The organism is Segatella copri (assembly GCF_024330485.1).
Taxonomy (GTDB): domain Bacteria; phylum Bacteroidota; class Bacteroidia; order Bacteroidales; family Bacteroidaceae; genus Prevotella; species Prevotella copri_L.
Map to the genome: position 1 here is coordinate 75,067 of NZ_JANDWX010000003.1, position 17,898 is coordinate 92,964.

A 17,898-nucleotide genomic window follows, 5' to 3' on the forward strand; every position below is an offset into this window, starting at 1 on the left:
TTTAATAACTAATGCAACTTCTGGGAACAAGTTGACGCAAACAGAAAAGAATGAGGCGGATTCTTATGATAATAATGATGTTGTCTTCTTTGGCGATTCATTCTCAAATATTGAAAGAGAGACGAGTGTATTATCTCGATTGCTCATATTCTATGAAGCAACCTAATGGAATATGGGATGAGGTAAAGGAAAATTTGAAGAATGCGATAGAAAAGGTAACGGATGAAACCACAGAATTAGTGGTTGTTCCATTTGCCTTTGACAAAAATCATCATGCTAGTTTACCAGCTTTTTCTAGTCTTGCAACATCAAAAGGAAAAGATTTTTTAAAGAATAAAATCAATTCTCTTTCTGTCAACAAAAACTCTATGACCTATCATAGTGATCCATTAATGGATTTCTATAAGAATAGAGTAAATTCTTCAAGAGTAACTTATATGTTTTTCATGACGGATGGGCAGAATGAAGAGAAAACTCGTCAATTTCAAATATTGTTGAGGCAATGGGGAGCCAGATATGCGAACAAAAATGTATATGGTTTCTATGTGATGCTAAATAAGGCTGCTTATAATCTGGAAATAGATCGAATAATCGATTCTCAATCTCATCTTTGGAAGGTTAAAACTGCAGATGTCAATATCAATATGATTCGATTGCAGTCTTATGCGATCTTCAATGCTCGTAATGATAAGTATTTAGAATTACCGATTTGGGGAGATGTTAAGGAAAGGCATTTTGTTGTGAGTTTCCCTACTAACTCACCTTATTATGTGAAAGAATCAAAGTTTGTAAATGGAAAGTTAAGGGTATATATATCTTTTAGAGGAAATGTGCATTCGCTGCCATATTCTAAGTGTTTTTCTTTAGCAGTTAAACTAAAGGGAGGTAGAACTTTTGATTTCTTGGTGACAGAGTCTATACCAGTTAAGTGTGAGAGTAAACCAGAACGTTCATTAAAAGTAAGTGTGAAATGAGGCATATCTATCAATTTATATTCTTCTTTGTTCTTGTTCTGTTTTGTTCCTGTTCTGAACAAAGTACAAAGTTTGGTACGGTAACGTACTATCCTAAGTTCTTATGGGTAGATGCAAAAACTGTGCCTGCAGAGAAAGTGTTTGAGTTTGAATTCAGTCAAGATGCAAAGAATGACAAGAAATGCTTTGCTGAATTCTTGTTTGTGGATAATGATGATAAGCCTATTGATACTAATGAGATGCAGGTTTATGCAGATGGTAAGCCTCTTTTTAAAAATAAGTTGAGAGTGAATTCTTCTGTTTGCTCTCAAAAGGTATCTTTTGTCTTTAATCCAGAAGCAAAAGGAGGAAAACATCAAGGGTATCTAAGGTTGATTAATTACAAGTTGGACAGATTAGATTCAGAGACATTGAAACCTGGACAAAAACTGGATGTTTTTCAGTGGACGCTTGATTATGACAAGCAAATGAATCCATTGGCGAAAGTAGTCATCTGGATATTGATAGTTTTTTGTTCTGTGCTTCTTGTATGGTTTGTCATATTGAAACCGTTGAAGTATCCTCGATTCGGGAAATTCACTAAGTCTGTGCTCTTGGAAAAGGATGGAAAGCTGGTCGGACAAATGAATGTTGTCTTTAAAGGGGCAAAACGAGTGGTGTTTTCGGATAAAAAAGTAAAACAATCTTTTTGGAATCGTTTGTTTACAGGCGAAGTTAAAAGTGTAGTTAATCCTTTGTTTGTCTGCAAACTAACATTTATACCTAAAAAGAAAAATGCAATGTGTTTCGGAGAGGGATATACCATAAATCCTAATCCTGTACCAAAAAATGGAATTGCAAATATTGACAACAGGCAACAAAAAATAAAAATAACAATTCGTTGAACTTAATACTTTTAGATTATGGCTATAAAATTGAAGAAAACCCTTTATGTAGGATTGGGTGGAACTGGAGTTTCTGCACTTCTTAAAATTAAGAAATGCTTTGTTGACAGTTATGGAGAAATACCTCCAATGATAGGCTTCATTGCAATTGATACTGATGGTGCTGCTATGAGCAAGTCTGTGACGGGAAATCAAGGTCAACTGATCAGACTTGATTCTTCCGAGTTGTTAGTGTGTACAGTAAAAGAGGCACTGAGTGTCTATCATGCAAATCCCAAATCGTATGACTGGGTTCCACTGAAGAATGTGGATAAACTCTCTTCTATTCAAGGTGGAGGTGCTGGACAAGTGCGATCAAATGGTCGTTTTATAGCTTATTATAATAATCAGAGGATTAAAAATAATATACAGGCAGCAGTGACAAAGGTTCATAAATTGGTTCCGCAAGATTCCCCTTATGTAGTAGATACAAACATGAATGGTATGGAGTATCCTACAAGTATCAATGTCTTTGCGTCAATTGCCGGAGGAACTGGTAGTGGTATGTTGATAGATGTACTGAATATCGTTAGAGATGCTTTGAAGGAGAATGCTCAAGCGTATAACCTTTATCCATGGATTGTTCTTCCTGAGGTCTTTAGGGCGATGAATTCAGGTCCGTCTATGGCTAATGTATTGTATAATTCTTATGGCGCATTGTCTACATTAGATTACATTATGCACCATAATCCGAAAGATCCTGCGATTAATTTTGGTTATGCTAAGATTAGTGAACCATTGTTTGATTATGCTTATGTCGTCAATAATATGAATCAGGCTGGGGTATCTTTTGATAGCTTAGATGATTTAATAGATGTTGTAGCTAAGAGTGCTTTTTTGCCTGCTAATAAGATGGGAGATGATTTAGCTTCTCCATTTGATAATATCAAGGCACAGAAGATGGGAGGCGCATATGATATCTTGAATAAAAAAGCTTGGGCAGCTTCGGCAAGTAGTGCAGAATTGATATATGATAGTCAGGCTGTAGGAAGAGCGATTGCTTATACTACAATTTCTCAATTGTGTGAATCAATGTTACAATCTCCTTCAGATGGCTCTGGTGATGCAAACAAGTTTTTTGATGATCAGAATGTTATGATTCGTGAGAATAATGGTCGTGATGATATTATCAATACTTTGCTTTCTCCAGCACCAGTTTATTCTTTGCAGATAGATGAGAATACCACGGAGTTTGATGTCAATACATATATCGAGAATAATTGTGGTCAAAAACTATTGGAAAAAGACTTGAAGACAGCGTTGAATAATAAACTTGCCAATACAAAACGCTATTTTGAGCTATATATAGCAGAGATTATGTCTCGTAGTCAAGGTAAAGTTGATTCTGCTTCTAAGTTTATTTCTTCCTTGTTGGATATTGTAAATATTTGTAAGTCAGAGATGACTTTGGAAGGATCAGAGTATCACGAAATTAATTCTGAGCCTCAGCAGTGGAATGCCTTGTTGAATGGTGTCAAAAACAAGGGGATAGCTTCTATATTCGGAAAGAAAGTCAATGAGGATGGCGTGGAAATTTTACAAAATAAACTGACAGAGGTTGTTCGTAATCTGCGTGAGGAGATTCGGCGAGAGTGGGCTTTGAAGTTTTATTCTGAATTTGAATCCATTTTAAAAAACAAATTGAAAACTATTGATGAGTTAAAATCGGTTCTGCGTGATGTAGCTAAGGAGCAGTCTCGTAAGTTGCTTAACGAACAGCATAATTCTCAGTCAAAGTCTAAATTTCAGATTTTTTTACACCAAGCCGAGGTAATGAAAGCGTCTGAATTGAAGATTGATGATAGTATAAAAGCTAACTTTGGAGCGTATCTTAATGAGGGTGTTTCTACTTGGTTGGGACAGTCTAAGGATTATGTTGAGAGAAAAATGTGGAGCTTTGCCAAGGAAACGCCAAATGTGAAAGAAGCTGTTAATACTTCTATAGACTCGGTATTGGCATCTATGCCAAAAGTGCAGGGGGAGTCTTATCTCGAACGTCTGAGAGTTTTGGCTTCTCCTTTGTGGACATACAACACTCAAGGCTATAATGAGGCCAATCTCCAACTTGATAGATTTGTTATTGTTGGTGTTGGTAATAGAGATACTAGTTTGCTCAGTAAGGATGAGGAGTATAAGCATTTCTTTGATACCAATGGTAACAAAACATCGTTTGCTTCGACCAATCAAGATGATCGTGTTTATGTATTGGTGGTAGAAGATTTGTTGCCAATCTACGCAGTCAATAATTTTTCAACTTATAAGCATGATACAGAAATCAAGGTTGCACGTGGCAATATGATGGCAAATTACTTGGATGAGAAGTTGAACAATCGTATGAATGCGGAAAACTTCAATGTGATGCCTACGGTTGAAACTGACAATGTTTTGCAATATTGGGTTTGGGGCTTTGTCTTTGGATATATTCATTTTGATGTTGAGCAGAACCGTTATTGGATTCGTTCAAAGAGTCATGGTGATGCCATAGATAAGTATCGTTATAACTTGAGCCATCAGCGTGATGTCGCTTATGACTTGTTTAAGAGTGAAAGACTTTATAAAGAGGTGGAGGCTGCTTTGAATCGAGAGATTGCTCGTTCAGGAAGACAGCCAATTGAGGACAAGATAAATACTATTAAGACTGAAGAGTCTTATATGGAAGGGTATGCGCAGTTGAGTCCTTTGGAGGCAAGTAATATCAATGAGTCTAAATTCAAGGCGGTAAAAGACCTTATTTCACAGGAAATCGGATTGATGACAGAATAAAAAAATGGCTTATGGCTGCATTTATCGTAATAAGTACAGACAATAAATTACATGATTTAGTGGACGACATAGAAAAATGTCGTCCACGGAATCCTCATGTGGAAACTTATATTTCTACAGGTAAGATTATACGCACGGAATCTGGGAAATATACATATAGATATACCATAGCAGGAGAAGTGGAGAAAAATGAGGTAAAAGTAAGTTTAGCTGATTTATTATCCAATCAACTTGCAAGATTTCGTAAGGTTTGTTGTATTTCCAAAGCAGAACCTGTCAATGTGTTTTTGTTGGAAAATCCTTTGAATGAAGGAGAACTTAAACAGGAATTTCATTGGCTTTCCGAGTTCGAGTCTATCTATGAAGAAGGACAGGGCAAGGATACTGGTTTTCGTTTGTTTCGTATCTTGTTCACTTATGATGTGGCTAATCCAACAAATGTTTGTACTCAAATGAGGGCAAGCTTATTGAAAGAAATCTTGGACACCCATCGATCTTCTGTAAATGATGTGAATCAAGGTGTAAAAAAGATGTTCAATCAATTCATCTTCTATATAGACAATCAGAATAGTGATGCTGCTGCTTTGTGTTTGAGCAAGGAAGATCATAATCTTATGTTACCACGTTATTTCGTTGATATTATGATGCTGATATCTAATCCGAATGATTCATATGGCGTGATAAATTCCATAACGAATGCTTCTTGCTCAACTCGTTGCTTTTCCGTTGGCAATGCGGAGTGTATGTACTACTATCCAGATGTAGAACGCTATTTAGTTAATGCTGATCAAAAAGCTCTTTTATATGAGTGCCTTTTTGGTGAGGATGAGGTCTTTGATGAAGGAGGAAAGAAAGTGATGGATGTTGATAAATTTCCATTTGGTCTACTAAAGCGTAAAAAGCGTTTGGAGAAAATTTATGGAGATGTGCCTTTTTCTGAAGACATCAGGAATTATCCTTTGAGTGTTGATAAGGCTATTGATGATAAATTGATTTTGTTGAAAGAATATCTTGAAGCAAAAAGACAAGAAGATCTTGAAGAGTTTGAACTCTCTGATGAAATTGTTGAAAAGGAGAAAGAACTTGCTCTGTATGAAGAACAGCGAGATGCGCTTATAAATGATAAGGCACTAACGGAAGAAGAGTTTAGAAAAAAAAGTAATGAGATCTCTGAGAAAATAAAACAGATTAAGCGCAGTCTAAAAGAGAAGCGTATGGCTTTTCGACAGCAGTGCTGTTTTTGTATCGACCGTAAGCTAATATATCAGAATTTGTGTGTCGTTAATAATGGCTCTAATAATGAAGGTGCCCAAAAAGATTCCGCTGATTATAAGAAAACATTGGATTACGTTTGTTCCAAAGAGTTTTTTGATTATGTTAATAAGTATGAAGTGGATTCTGTAGATGAACAGAACGAGCATAAAGGGGATACATTTGAGTCTGCGGGTAGTATAACAAGTCATAATAGAAAAGGTTGTCTTGGATGGTTGTTCTTTTGGGTAAAAGATAAAGAAAACTTTAGTGAAATCCCTGTAGAGAATGAGAAAGCCAATCAAGAGAATAGACCAAGTCGTATTAACGCTTCTAAGGTGATTGTTGAAATCAAGGAGATGCTAGACTTGAAACGTTGTTTTGCAAAATTTGCAGATGATGTAGCAAGAGTAAATGCTTCATATTCGGATAAAAAGAGAGATTGTGATGAGTTTAAACTGACAACTCACTCTAATAGTGATAGTCCTTTAATAGATTTGGAGAAATTGCAAAAGCTGCAACGGGAAACATATAAGAAGCGGTTTGAAGAGTGTCAAAAAGAATGGAATGAAACCGAAGAGAAGACTTTGGAATCGTTGAAGTCAATAGTGAAAGAGAAATCATTGGCATATGCTAATAGATATTCTTTTATAGATTGGAGTCAACCATTCCCTTTTGTAAAGACACTGTCGGTAATGGAAGACTTGCCTAAGGTTTGTAACAAGTTGCAGGCGAAGGCTGCTCCATTTGTAAACTATAATTTGACATCGGCAGAAAAGGAAAACAAGGTTGTTCTGGCTCTTTATACTGATATGCCAACAATAGATGAGGATTTCAAGAAAATGAAAGGGCTCTTGAATAATGGAACGGCAATAAGTGTGTATCGTTCTTCTCATATAGAGTCAAAATTCTGTATGATGCAGTTTTTGCCAATGGATGATGAAGTATTGGAAAATCTTGTGGATTTACAGGATTCGAATCTTTCAACTCTGGAACTTGATGAGGAAAAAAGTCATCTCTCTCAGTTTGTTGATTCAGAACAATCTGCATTGTCGAAGGCTGATGAAACGGCAGATTCTTTAGATACTATAGATTGGGGAAACCATTAAGCAATGTTGATATGAATTGTTTCTATTGTGGCAGATCGATAATCGGAAGATACTATTATGATTGGGCTGGTCATGCAGTTTGCGAAAAACATTTTGCTAATATTGTGATTTGTGCGAGCTGTGGACAATATTGTGATAGTCATGCAAGGGATATTGGCATGGGAATGAAAGTTTGTTCTCATTGCCAAAAATATAGGATAGAGCAAACGGATTGTGACAAAATCATAAACTTCATAAAACGTATCTATGCTCAGACGGAAATTGGATTAATAACCAATTGGCATCTGATAATGGTGTCTGCAGAAAAAATGTATCAACTCACGCATGACAAGAATACTCGGGGCTTAGCACAAGCTGTGGGTAGCAACTATACGATATTTGTTTATCGGGAGTTGTCACGCGTGGCTTTTGCCCAAGTTTTAGCACATGAGATGCTTCATATCTATCAGTACAATAGAAATTTTTATCCGAAAAAACAACTATGTGAAGGTTTCTGTAATTTAGGAAGTTATGTTGTATTGAAGGCAATTCGTGCTAAAGAGGCTGATGCGGCGATTGAGAATATGAAGAAATGTACAGACCCAATTTACGGGGATGGCTTTCGTCATCTTCTTGCAATTTATAAAAAAGGAGGATGGCATGACGCAATTCAAGAAATTGGTAAATGATTAATTTTAATATATGATTAGCTTATGTCAAAGTTTAAAATTCCTGGAGTATCATTCTCTTTAAATCGGGCACTCGGTATCACGCAGGCTAAACAGAAGTTTGCACGTGAGACGGGGATTCCAACCTCTAAGGCTGGATTAGAAAGAAAAGTGGGTAAGATGGTGTTGAATGCCATTTTCAGAAAGAAGCGATGACTGGGCATCGCTTCATCTGAGGTTATATACAAATGAAATAGTAATCAATAATGAATAAAATTATGGAAAAAGAATGGTTTAATGGTTTTGTAGCCAATGGCTTGCAATTTAGATTGGATGGTTCTATGATAAACGACTTTGGCGTTACATATCATATTGGCGTAAAAAATATCTCTGGGCACCTTGTAGAGATAGAGGATCGTGTATATTTTCGATTTGATTATAAGAAAGTGCGTAAGAGAAATGAGTTCGGTCAATATTATCTCGAAATGGGAAATGTTATTCCTTATGCAGAAGTATGGGATTATGTACATTTGCTAGATATGCAAACCCAGAAACTTGTATTTGGAAGTAAAGCTCAATTGATGCCGGGCGAGGAGTATCTTGTCAAGATTCATTGGAATGGAGCCAAAGAGTTAAAGCAAGATGAATCGTATTTTACCGAATGTGCTAACGATATATTGTCGGCACATGATTTCAAGTATCTACAATTGAGAATTAGCAATTTCGTAAATATGACTATCTGCCCTTCGGATAAGGAGAAAGATTATTCTTGGTATATTTCCAGTAAAGAAGTTTGTGAGAATTATGGGGTGTATGTTCCCGTATCTTCTACTTCTAAATAAGGTGAAGGTTATTGCTCCCAATCCATTTGCGAACGGAACTGCTGTAGAATTTAATAAAACGTTAAAAAGAGGATGATTTTTTTGAAATTAAGTATCACTTTTGTGAAGTCTTTGAGAGCTTTATTCGTTCCCAGTAAATGCCCAAAACGAATTGATCATGAGAAAATTGTCGCTGGTGAAAGCTTGGCGTCCGATTCTACACCTTCCGACATTATCGGATATCTAAAGGCTCAGCAGCCACACTATGATCTCTTGCGTTTTCTGGATGCACAGGAGGTTGCCTATACCCAGGCTTTAAGTGAACTGAAAGGAGGTAGAAAACAAAGCCATTGGATATGGTATATCTTCCCACAACAGAAGGGACTCGGACATAGTTACAATTCAAAATACTATGGCTTGGATGGCGAGGGTGAAGCCAGAGCCTATGTTGAACATGAAATTCTGGGTGATAGACTCCGTGAATGCTGCAAGGCGCTCTTGCTCCACAAGGATAAGGACATCAAATATATCATGGGAAGCGGAATTGACGTGCTGAAACTCAAAACTTCTATGCGTCTCTTCAATAAAGTGAGTCCTAATGATGTGTTTGAGGAAGTATTGGATGTTTTCTAACAAAATTACGCTAAAATCTGCTGAATAGCTTAAAATGAGCGATTTATGAGTGTTTCACCTCAATGGAGGTAATGATTTAGCAACGGTTCTAATTTCTGCAATATGCATACGTTTGCTTGTCAAACAACTCTTGTCGGTTGCAAAAGTACAACAAAAACTTCGGCTCGCAAAAATATAGTTTATCTTTTATGATTTATTTTCAGTTATGATTAGATAATTTCAACTGAGTTTACAAATGTACTTCGCAACTTGCCTGTTAGTTCTTGATGCGCAATTATATGTAGCTAAAATGTTAAAAATGTAGCATAAGATGGCTTTTTATCGCAAATGTTTCTTTTTTATGAAACAATATGAGTATCTTTGTCAACCAAAAAGAATAATATGGCACAAAATATCTTCCGACTTGTCTTGACAGACGAGGCACAGGACTTCATTGAGAGTTTACCCGAAGCGGTATCTTACAAGATATACTACAACATCAAGCGTGTTGCAGGAGGAGAACGCAACAAGGAACTTTTCAAGAAGTTGGAGAATTCGGAGATATGGGAATTTCGTACATTGTACAACAAAACTGCTTATCGCTTGTTTGCTTTCTGGGACAAGGACAAGGAAACTTTGGTGATTGCCACTCATGGCATCATCAAGAAAACTCAAAAGACACCAAGCAAGGAAATAACAAAAGCAGAAGCAATAAGAAAAGAATATTTCAAAAACAAATAATTATGGCACAGATGAATCTTACCCCATTGGACGACGTGCTTGACAAGCACTTTGGAAAAGTTGGTACTCCGAAACGTGACGCTTTTGAGAGTGATGTGGATGAAGCGTTGCATGCTTACCGTTTGGGAGAAGCCATCAAGAAGGCTCGCATAGAGCAGAATTTGACCCAAGAACAACTTGGTGAGCGTATCGGTGTGAAAAGAGCGCAGATTTCCCGATTAGAGAGAGGTTATAGTATAACAATACCTACTATGCGAAGAGTATTTAAGGCTCTTGGTGTGGTAACTGCAACTATCGATTTGGGGATTGCAGGTAAAGTAGCACTATGGTAAAGATTCACAATTAAAGAAATAAGTAATGGCAACGATAGATTTTGAAAACATAGATTCTGATAGCACAGATAACAAGTATTTGGACCTCTGTAAAAAAGGAAGATATATAGAAGCAGTGAAAGTTTATAAAGATGATACTGGTTGCGGATTGGCTGAAGCAAAAACTTATATTGACAATCTTCGTTCTGAGTATGGGATAAAACCTCAATCGTCAGGACAAGGCTGTATGGTTGCAATAAGTATCTTGATTATAGTATCATTTCTAATATTTTTGTAATATGGCACGACGATATAGAGACCCATGGGCTAAAAAATCCAAAAAGGGAATGAAGTCATTGGGAACGATGGCTAAAGTCGGTGGTGCTTTAGGTTATGCTGCATATAACAGCATAAAGAGCACAAACGCCCAAACACGCCACTTAAACCAAGCTACAAAAACCAAAAATATATCTCCAAAAGGTTGTGGCATTATTGCGATTGGTTTTATATTGGGAGCTATAATTGGCATTTGCGCTGGAAGTTTTATGGCTTTTGGAATAATCTTTTTGGGTACGGCTTTCGTAGTATCAATTATGACTATTGTATCATCTGATGATAACACAGAACAAACATCATCTTCAACTGACACAAAAGAAAAAGTCCTAATAAATTCTAATCCAAAATTTAAAGAGACTACAGATGCAATTAAAAAATCCATCATGGCAAAAGTTTGTTACGAACCAATAAATACACAATTAAATGCGTTGCCTGTGAATTTGAGAAAAGAATGCTTCTTGCAAGCATTACTGTCTGCTTTGAATGAATACAATTTGATGTCGGAAATTCCAAATGAAACAGAAAAATATATAGATGCTCTTACTGCAAAAATGAATATTTCAGAAGATATACTTGCAAGCAAGAGCCAATATGTTGATTTTACAAAATCACTTATTGTTCAAGATATTTTGCATGGAATTACTCCACATAGAGCAACTTTGACACGAAACCCTATAAACTTTCAAAAGGATGAGATTTTGATTTGGCCTTTTGTCGGAGTTGTTTTGTATGAAGAAGTCGTTAGACGTCAATCTGTCGGGGCATCAAGAGGCATCAGTGTCCGTGTAGCAAGTGGTATATACTATCGTGTCGGAGCATTTAAAGGAGAGCCTTTAGTTACTTCAAGCCTTCAGCCAAAATATTCTGGCTCACTGATAATTACAAACAAGAATGTTTATTTTTATTCTGTTCAAAAATCAATTCGTTTACCTTATGGGAAAATATTGTCTTTTGTCCCATTTGAAGATGGTATCGGCATACAGCCAGATAGAATGAATGCAAAAACAATCTACATCAAAGGGCTTGATGGTAGATTTGCATTTAATGTTGTGTCAAATATACAAAACATAAACAATTAATAAATCCAATGAAGGGTGTCCTTATTGGCACCCTTCATTGGATTTATAGTCTAACGCCTTTACGTTGTGAAGATAAACGTAACTTTAGGTTATCCCATTGCTCCTTGAACCAGTCACCAATAGGTTGTCTATTGATATACAAAAACAGTTGGTTCGGCTTGGTAGAATCAGAAAACACCTTGATTTCCGCATTCTCCACATTGAACTTTCTTCTGTGCTCCTCGGAATAGAGTGAACCGCTAAAGTTTAACGCCTTACCTGTAAGGAGTACTCCGATTTGCTCGATGGTGAAGCCTATCTTCCTGCACAGGTCTTCCATTTGCAAGCGTGCCTCCAACATCGGAAACCAACGATTGGCTTTGCGGATGAGGTCGTTGAGCATCGTTACCTCCGTGCAGTGCTTGCTCTCTAAATTCGCAACCTCCGATTGGTGCTTCCGCTGCATCTCGTCAAGCTGTTTGCTGTGGCTGTCTTCCATTCGCTGCACCTTCTCATGGAGTTCATCTATGTATTGCTCTCGGTCTGCCACAAGCTCGCACAACTTTCGGTTGTGTTGCTCCACCTCCTTCAATTTTCCACTGCCCAAAAGAGAACCAATCTTCGACACAAAGGCAGCTTTTGCTTCCGTCTTGGCAGCCTGTAGCTTCTCCGTGTTGATTTCACTCTTGGTCTGTTTGAGCAGTCGCTCCGCTTCCTCCACATCGGATTGCAACAGTTTCATGCAGTTTTGAAGTCTCTCCGTCTCTCGCTTGATGTTACGATAATACTGTGCCGTGGTGGTATGCCTCGCATCCGATCCACGGACACCTCGCTTCAAGCCATACTTGTCCATGGCTTCCGCATAGCTGTCGTGATAGCCAACCATTTTGTCACGGTTGAGCACATCATCGGCACACAACCTCACGGCATTGGCTTTCTTGCGGTATGTCCGCTTGCCTTCTTCCGCTGTCTTGTTCTTCGCCTTTCTCCGCTCGCCTGTCACTATCGGAACGATGGAGGCGTGTAGGTGCGGCGTGTGCTCGTCCATGTGGAGAACCACCGAAACGACATTCTCCTTGCCGAATGTGTCCTGCAACCACTTCAAGCTGTCGTTGCACCAATCGTCAAGCTGACCATTGGCTGCGATGTTCATCATGTCCTCGTGCGTTCCAGACAGCACGGTTCTAATCACCCTCACCTGGTCGTTGGTTATCTTGCGCTTGATGCCTGCCGTCTTGATGCGGTGGGCGATGGCTTCGTCACGACCATACACACCGCTCGGCATCTTGACAAGCTCACGGTTGAGGTGAGTTCTTGTTGGGTCGGCATTGTCTGGTATCACCTTGCGCTCTATGTGGTCTGACTCCCTTGCGTCAGAGCTGCCCTTTGCCTTCTTGAAATCCAAACTGAAATGTCCCATAATAAACTTGTTTTTGAGTTGTACAAATCCGCTTGCCGCATTGCGCCCTGCGCATGGCTCACGGGGTTTCAAAAGGGGATACCCCTTTGCTCAATGGGCGTTTTTAGCGGTGGCGTGCCACTGCGTCAAGAAAACGCCCTATTGAGCTATGGCTTTTCCGTTCAGAATAGCCATTGGAGCAGGAACCGCCTACATGCCCAAGGCTGCGCCTTTCCTGCGAGGTGGAACAGTCTGCTTAACAGGCTGTACTTGGTGTACTGACTGTTTGGATTTCACTCCGCACAGATAGTCGTTCAAGTCGTTGTATTCACTGTACAAGTGGGATGCGTCCCTCACACGGTAGCCGAGAGCAGTCTCGATGGCAAGTGTAGCCTTACGCCCTGCGTCATCGTTGTCGAGCAGACAACTGATGCGCTCGTAGCCATGGAGTGCATCAATAGCCTTGTCCACGTTGCTTGTGGAGTTGAGTATCACATAGTCCTGTGCGTCCAATGACGGACAAGCAGGAAACTTCTCCAAGCGTAACGAGAGAAAAGAAAGATAATCCATCATGCCCTCGAAAACATAGCAAGCGTATCTTGGCTCGCCTTGATGTCGGATATGGGTGATATCCTTGGGTGACATGCACCCCTTGAAGAATCGGTTACGCACCTCATAGCCACCCGACTTGTTCTTGAAGCCGATGGCAAAGTAGTTTTTATAGTTATGCGAGAAGTGGAGTTCCACACATTCCTTTCTGGCAATATGCAGGTTAATCTTACGCTCGCTCAGATAGCGCAGGAGTGCAGGATGGTTAAGTTCCCTCACTTCCAATCGCTCAAAACTCGGCTCGGTAGCTTGCTGAGTAAAAGAAAAGTTGGTCGGACGAACATGGGGTGTTTGCTTCTCCATCTTGTCCAAAAGATAAGGCAGGTTGTCGGATGCGTAAAGATAGGACACAAGGGTGATGATGTTGCCGCCCTTGCCCATGCCGAAATCGAACCAACTGTTCATCGTGGTGTTTACCTTGAAAGATGCCTCGCTCTCGTTTCTCAGCGGTGACTTGTACCAAAGGTTTGCGCCCTGCTGCTTGACAGGGCGGTGTCCCAAACTTTGCAGATAGTCTGCAATCTTGATTTGCTTTGCTTCTTGAATGTTCATGTCTTACTGTGGATTAAGTGGTGTATGTATTTCTGATGAATTGTTGAGAATCGTATGTATTGGTATGATAGTCAAATACTTATCTTCTCAACAAACTCTCAACAAATGGTTCTTTTCAACAAAATCACTGGGCAAAAGAGGAAGAAAGGCATGAGCCGTCATGTTTTCTCTTTTCAACAGTCTCTTTCTTTTGTTGAGAGATTTGTTGAGAAAATGTTGAGCCTTAAATACTTGATATTCAATACTTCTTTCATCATATTCAACAATTCAACAAAATTATATGCTATTTAGCTTGTCCCTCGTTACAGTGTAGAACCTGCCCACACGTTTTGTTGGCGAGTAGTGACCGCTGCTATTGTAGTTGTACTCGTATGAGGTGTAGGTGAGGGCGTTCTCTGAAGGTTGCAGCTTCCAACAGTCCTGCACTATCTTTCGCACAAGGTGCTTCTCCGCTTTCACGTGGTTGCATTGCAACAAGGCGATTGCGTCATTGAGGCAGAATTGCAAACTGTCGGTTTGGATGTTCTCCATGACCTCAAGGAACAGCTCCGACATTTCCACCTCAAGTCTGTTACGGTTGCAGCGTATGATTCTCCTCAGAGCATCGGTCGCTATCTGTTCGGGTGCGAACCACATTCGGCTCTTGTGCTCTGTGGATAGCGTTCTGTCTTGCAGATGGAACAGAAAAGCGGGTATCTCCGACTTCAGTTTCTCCAAGAAGTCGGTATCGTCAGATTGCAACGATGAAATCTTCCTCACCCAATATCGGGTCTCGCCCTCGTCAATTATGACAGGGAGTGATTCGTTGTTGGAGCACAGCACGAACTTGGCAAAGAAGGAAATCTCGTTTCTGTCCTTGCCCTTGGCTTCCACCTTGTACGAGAGGGTGGTGCTGAGGTTCTTCAACCGCTCGGAATCCTCCCTGCGACTGAGCAACACCTCGTCCACGACAATCAGCAGCTTGCCAGCCCAATCGGAATTGAACTGACTGCGGAAGTCCTCGTTGGTGTTGAATGTCACGTTGTCTTGGTACAACGCTTTCAGAAAGTTCAAGAACGTGGTCTTGCCTGTGTTCCTCTCCTCTGATACGAGCAGCAGAATGGGCAACTTCTGCACAGGTCTGAGATAGAGCAGTTGCAGGTAGTCCATGCCAAGCTCATATTGCTCACCGAAGATGTGACTAACCAACTTCTTGATATTTGGGAAGTCCCCTTGCATCGGCTTATGTCCTATCGGCTCGTATAGGTTGAGGAAACCGTCTATCACCGTGCGGTGGTTCACATGTTCGGGAACAGTGCAGAAGCCGTCATACTTGTGAACGTACTTTATGAACTCCTTGCCGTAGTCCTGACGCAAGGTCTCCATGTTCCATGGGATGCGCTTTCTTACCTTTCCTCCTGTGATGGTAGGTTGGTCAACCACCTTGTACAAAGTAGTGCCAACACGGATGAACACCTCGTTTGTCGGAGGTGCTGCCTGTGGCTGTTTGCTTCCCACAGCTACAGGTTGTTTGTTGTCGTTTGTCTTGCTCATAATCTAACCTTTGTGAGTTGATGAAATTAAAGTTGCAAAGGTAAGGGCGGAAAATCAAAACGCAAAACACAAACTTGCGCAGAATGGAGAAGTTTGCACCGACAGTGTTAAAAGATTGGAAATCAAAGTGCTTGATGTAGCCAATCGGGATAAGATGAAACAAAAAATCCCGAAGAGAGGTTTCCTTGCGAACCTTTCCTCGGGATGAACAAAAATGTATTCCTGCATGTCATACGTTTTATATGTCATACGATAAACATGTAAAACGTTTGACATCGGCAGCTCTGCATTCTTCACAGAAATGCTTGATACGACAGTGAATCAGTAAGTCAACAAGTCAATACGACAGTGAATGATCGAAGCGTCAAAAATGCGACCATTCTTAGCTGAAGGCATTTGTCCCTCCGTAGATTTGCAGGACAATGGCTGTTTTCTCTTTTGCTCCGTACAACCTCTTGAAGATAGCATCACGAAGTTGCGCTGCACTATTGGAGGTTAGACGGAAGCAAATGGCAACAACCATAGGGAATCCATACAGCGTTTGCCAAACATCTTTGGAAAGTTTTTGCCTCTTTTGGACTTCCGACACCAACAACATACCTTCTTTATATATGGCTCTTATCACGGCTTTGAGCTTCGGGGTTGTGACATAAAGCATATCTACCAACTCATTTTCACTCATCCACAAGTCCTCCAGGTTGGACGGAATGGAAAGCCTTTCATTTCCGTCCACGGTGATTACAGTTCTTTTCATGCCATCCCTCCCATTGCAGGCAAATGCCCCTTGATTCGACTTTCAAAGACAGATATGTCATGGTCAAGCTTGGTGCTTGTCACCTTGGCATATATCTGTGTCGTGGTGATATTCGTGTGACCAAGAATCTTGCTCACGCTCTCTATCGGCATTCCGTACTCCAAGGCTAAAACAGCCCAACTATGACGTGAGACATGAAACGAGACACGCTTCTTGATGCCACACATTGCAGCAACTTTCTTTATGCGCTTGTTGATGCTGTCAAGGTTGCCGATATTGAACAAGTGACTTCCTTTTCTGAAAGCCTTGTATCTCCCAATAATCTGCATGGGAATATCCATCAACTTGATTTGGAACGGAACGCCTGTCTTCTGACGCTTGGAAACAATCCAAGGAGCACCGTTTATCATGCTGATGTTATCTTCCGTCAAGTTCTTGATGTCGATGAAAGATATACCTGTCCAACAACCAAAGATAAAAAGGTCTCTCGCAAATGCCATGTTCGGGTCTTCCAACTTTATCTCTGTCATGGCGGTAAGCTCGTCCAATGTCAAGAACTCACGTTCCTTGTGGTCTGGGTCAACGTGGTACATGGCAAATGGATTTCTCGGTATCTTGCCGTTGTAGTGAGCTGCCGTTACGATATGCTTCAGTGGTATGGAGTAAATCCAAATGGAGGACTGCGCAAGTCCGACGACATTCTTCAGATACAGGCAATAGTCACGGATGAACTCCTCTGTAAGCTCGTTCATGGACATATCGCTGCGCTTGTACTGATACTTGATGAAATCGGCAACATACTTTCTTACCGTCAGATACTTGCGGTAGGTGTTCTTGGCTCTATCCTTGCCCACACGCTTGGCAAAAGCTGCGTTCTCCTTGTCAAAGGCTCTGAGCAATGTCTCGTATTCCGTGCCTATGCCTTGGTAGGCGTTTCTCACCATTTCAGCGGTAACGAACGCCTCACGGTCGGAAAGTCTCTGGTAATGCTTGGTAATTTGAGCCTTGATGTTGTCAAGCGCAAAGTTCACCTCCTTGGCTTCCTTACTCTTGCCTGTGGCTCTGTTGCCCTTGGCATCCCAAATAGCCTTGGTAACGCTCTGCTTGCAACTGAACTGTGCGATAGTTCCGTTGATTGTCACTCGCCCCATGATAGGGACAATTCCGTTTCTCTCCTTGCTTCCATTTACATAGAAGACTGTCTTGAAAGTGCATCTCATAATCCTTACTTTTTTGTTCGGTGCAAAATTAAACTATGAGAGTTGCATGGCAAAACCAAAACTTACGCAGAATGGGGAAATATGAACCGCCACCGTTAAAAATGCTTATTAGGGCGTTTCTGCGAGGTAATGATTTGAAAGCGTTTCTATTTCTCCAATCTGCGTTTTTCGCTTTTCCTCGTATATGCCACTTAAAGCCAACGACTGCCACAACCACTTGAAACTCAAAATAAAAGCATCATTCTGCTATTTCTTGCTTTTTTAGGCGTTATTTTCTTTTAAAAA

Annotated in this window: 17 protein-coding genes; 12 read left to right on the forward strand and 5 right to left on the reverse strand. The window is 40.1% G+C overall.

Annotation, left to right across the window (positions count from 1 at the left end):
- Nucleotides 1–65: 65 nt before the first annotated feature.
- The 12 genes from NNC77_RS03540 (at nucleotide 66) to NNC77_RS03595 (ending at nucleotide 11,567) form a co-directional block, all read left to right on the forward strand.
- Complete coding sequence (locus NNC77_RS03540) at nucleotides 66–974, forward strand: vWA domain-containing protein (protein WP_234564773.1); 909 nt, start codon at nucleotides 66–68, stop codon at nucleotides 972–974.
- Nucleotides 971–1,858, forward strand: coding sequence for a hypothetical protein (locus tag NNC77_RS03545; protein WP_234564774.1), 888 nt, complete (start codon nucleotides 971–973; stop codon nucleotides 1,856–1,858). The genes NNC77_RS03540 and NNC77_RS03545 overlap by 4 nt, the downstream gene beginning before the upstream one ends.
- A gap of 18 nt (nucleotides 1,859–1,876) precedes the next feature.
- Nucleotides 1,877–4,660: a tubulin-like doman-containing protein gene (locus NNC77_RS03550; RefSeq protein ID WP_254969932.1), complete on the forward strand. Its 2,784-nt coding sequence runs from the start codon at nucleotides 1,877–1,879 to the stop codon at nucleotides 4,658–4,660.
- Between the two features lie 11 nt (nucleotides 4,661–4,671).
- On the forward strand, nucleotides 4,672–7,020 hold the full coding sequence (locus NNC77_RS03555) for a hypothetical protein (protein ID WP_254969931.1): 2,349 nt from the start codon (nucleotides 4,672–4,674) through the stop codon (nucleotides 7,018–7,020).
- 11 nt (nucleotides 7,021–7,031) lie between these two features.
- Nucleotides 7,032–7,688: a hypothetical protein gene (locus NNC77_RS03560; RefSeq protein WP_234564777.1), complete on the forward strand. Its 657-nt coding sequence runs from the start codon at nucleotides 7,032–7,034 to the stop codon at nucleotides 7,686–7,688.
- Between the two features lie 24 nt (nucleotides 7,689–7,712).
- Nucleotides 7,713–7,883, forward strand: coding sequence for a hypothetical protein (locus NNC77_RS03565; protein WP_186292341.1), 171 nt, complete (start codon nucleotides 7,713–7,715; stop codon nucleotides 7,881–7,883).
- Between the two features lie 62 nt (nucleotides 7,884–7,945).
- A complete protein-coding gene (locus NNC77_RS03570; RefSeq protein ID WP_254969930.1) occupies nucleotides 7,946–8,509 on the forward strand; it encodes a hypothetical protein in 564 nt (187 codons plus the stop codon).
- Between the two features lie 183 nt (nucleotides 8,510–8,692).
- Nucleotides 8,693–9,121, forward strand: coding sequence for a DUF1810 domain-containing protein (locus NNC77_RS03575; RefSeq protein ID WP_254969929.1), 429 nt, complete (start codon nucleotides 8,693–8,695; stop codon nucleotides 9,119–9,121).
- A gap of 381 nt (nucleotides 9,122–9,502) precedes the next feature.
- On the forward strand, nucleotides 9,503–9,841 hold the full coding sequence (locus tag NNC77_RS03580) for a type II toxin-antitoxin system RelE/ParE family toxin (RefSeq protein ID WP_254969928.1): 339 nt from the start codon (nucleotides 9,503–9,505) through the stop codon (nucleotides 9,839–9,841).
- A 2-nt stretch (nucleotides 9,842–9,843) separates the two neighbouring features.
- A complete protein-coding gene (locus NNC77_RS03585; RefSeq protein WP_009018157.1) occupies nucleotides 9,844–10,173 on the forward strand; it encodes a helix-turn-helix transcriptional regulator in 330 nt (109 codons plus the stop codon).
- A gap of 25 nt (nucleotides 10,174–10,198) precedes the next feature.
- Nucleotides 10,199–10,450 carry a hypothetical protein gene (locus NNC77_RS03590; protein WP_254969927.1) on the forward strand — a complete coding sequence of 84 codons (252 nt, stop codon included), beginning with the start codon at nucleotides 10,199–10,201 and terminating at the stop codon, nucleotides 10,448–10,450.
- A 49-nt stretch (nucleotides 10,451–10,499) separates the two neighbouring features.
- The gene (locus tag NNC77_RS03595) at nucleotides 10,500–11,567 is read left to right on the forward strand and encodes a hypothetical protein (RefSeq protein WP_254969926.1); all 1,068 of its coding nucleotides are present in this window, start codon (nucleotides 10,500–10,502) and stop codon (nucleotides 11,565–11,567) included.
- 43 nt (nucleotides 11,568–11,610) lie between these two features.
- Here NNC77_RS03595 and mobV read toward each other — a convergent pair whose 3' ends face one another.
- The 5 genes from mobV to NNC77_RS03620 form a co-directional block, all read right to left on the reverse strand.
- Nucleotides 11,611–12,966, reverse strand: coding sequence for a MobV family relaxase (gene mobV, locus NNC77_RS03600; protein ID WP_254969925.1), 1,356 nt, complete (start codon nucleotides 12,964–12,966; stop codon nucleotides 11,611–11,613).
- A 189-nt stretch (nucleotides 12,967–13,155) separates the two neighbouring features.
- Entirely contained in the window at nucleotides 13,156–14,106 is a 951-nt protein-coding gene (locus tag NNC77_RS03605; protein WP_254969924.1) for a toprim domain-containing protein, read from the reverse strand.
- 276 nt (nucleotides 14,107–14,382) lie between these two features.
- A complete protein-coding gene (locus NNC77_RS03610) occupies nucleotides 14,383–15,639 on the reverse strand; it encodes a primase-helicase family protein (protein ID WP_254969923.1) in 1,257 nt (418 codons plus the stop codon).
- A gap of 382 nt (nucleotides 15,640–16,021) precedes the next feature.
- Complete coding sequence (locus NNC77_RS03615; RefSeq protein ID WP_254969922.1) at nucleotides 16,022–16,393, reverse strand: hypothetical protein; 372 nt, start codon at nucleotides 16,391–16,393, stop codon at nucleotides 16,022–16,024.
- Complete coding sequence (locus NNC77_RS03620; protein WP_117727908.1) at nucleotides 16,390–17,613, reverse strand: site-specific integrase; 1,224 nt, start codon at nucleotides 17,611–17,613, stop codon at nucleotides 16,390–16,392. Before NNC77_RS03620 ends, NNC77_RS03615 begins: the two co-directional genes overlap by 4 nt.
- Nucleotides 17,614–17,898: the final 285 nt, after the last annotated feature.

Excerpts from the sequence above, each read along its gene's own strand:
- mobV (WP_254969925.1), bottom strand. The coding sequence starts at position 12,966 with ATGGGACATTTCAGTTTGGATTTCAAGAAGGCAAAGGGCAGCTCTGAC.
- NNC77_RS03620 (WP_117727908.1), bottom strand. The coding sequence starts at position 17,613 with ATGAGATGCACTTTCAAGACAGTCTTCTATGTAAATGGAAGCAAGGAG.
- NNC77_RS03560 (WP_234564777.1), top strand. The coding sequence starts at position 7,032 with ATGAATTGTTTCTATTGTGGCAGATCGATAATCGGAAGATACTATTAT.
- NNC77_RS03565 (WP_186292341.1), top strand. The coding sequence starts at position 7,713 with ATGTCAAAGTTTAAAATTCCTGGAGTATCATTCTCTTTAAATCGGGCA.
- NNC77_RS03555 (WP_254969931.1), top strand. The coding sequence starts at position 4,672 with ATGGCTGCATTTATCGTAATAAGTACAGACAATAAATTACATGATTTA.
- NNC77_RS03595 (WP_254969926.1), top strand. The coding sequence starts at position 10,500 with ATGAAGTCATTGGGAACGATGGCTAAAGTCGGTGGTGCTTTAGGTTAT.
- NNC77_RS03540 (WP_234564773.1), top strand. The coding sequence starts at position 66 with ATGATAATAATGATGTTGTCTTCTTTGGCGATTCATTCTCAAATATTG.
- NNC77_RS03615 (WP_254969922.1), bottom strand. The coding sequence starts at position 16,393 with ATGAAAAGAACTGTAATCACCGTGGACGGAAATGAAAGGCTTTCCATT.
- NNC77_RS03610 (WP_254969923.1), bottom strand. The coding sequence starts at position 15,639 with ATGAGCAAGACAAACGACAACAAACAACCTGTAGCTGTGGGAAGCAAA.
- NNC77_RS03545 (WP_234564774.1), top strand. The coding sequence starts at position 971 with ATGAGGCATATCTATCAATTTATATTCTTCTTTGTTCTTGTTCTGTTT.
- NNC77_RS03605 (WP_254969924.1), bottom strand. The coding sequence starts at position 14,106 with ATGAACATTCAAGAAGCAAAGCAAATCAAGATTGCAGACTATCTGCAA.
- NNC77_RS03550 (WP_254969932.1), top strand. The coding sequence starts at position 1,877 with ATGGCTATAAAATTGAAGAAAACCCTTTATGTAGGATTGGGTGGAACT.
- NNC77_RS03580 (WP_254969928.1), top strand. The coding sequence starts at position 9,503 with ATGGCACAAAATATCTTCCGACTTGTCTTGACAGACGAGGCACAGGAC.
- NNC77_RS03590 (WP_254969927.1), top strand. The coding sequence starts at position 10,199 with ATGGCAACGATAGATTTTGAAAACATAGATTCTGATAGCACAGATAAC.
- NNC77_RS03585 (WP_009018157.1), top strand. The coding sequence starts at position 9,844 with ATGGCACAGATGAATCTTACCCCATTGGACGACGTGCTTGACAAGCAC.
- NNC77_RS03570 (WP_254969930.1), top strand. The coding sequence starts at position 7,946 with ATGGAAAAAGAATGGTTTAATGGTTTTGTAGCCAATGGCTTGCAATTT.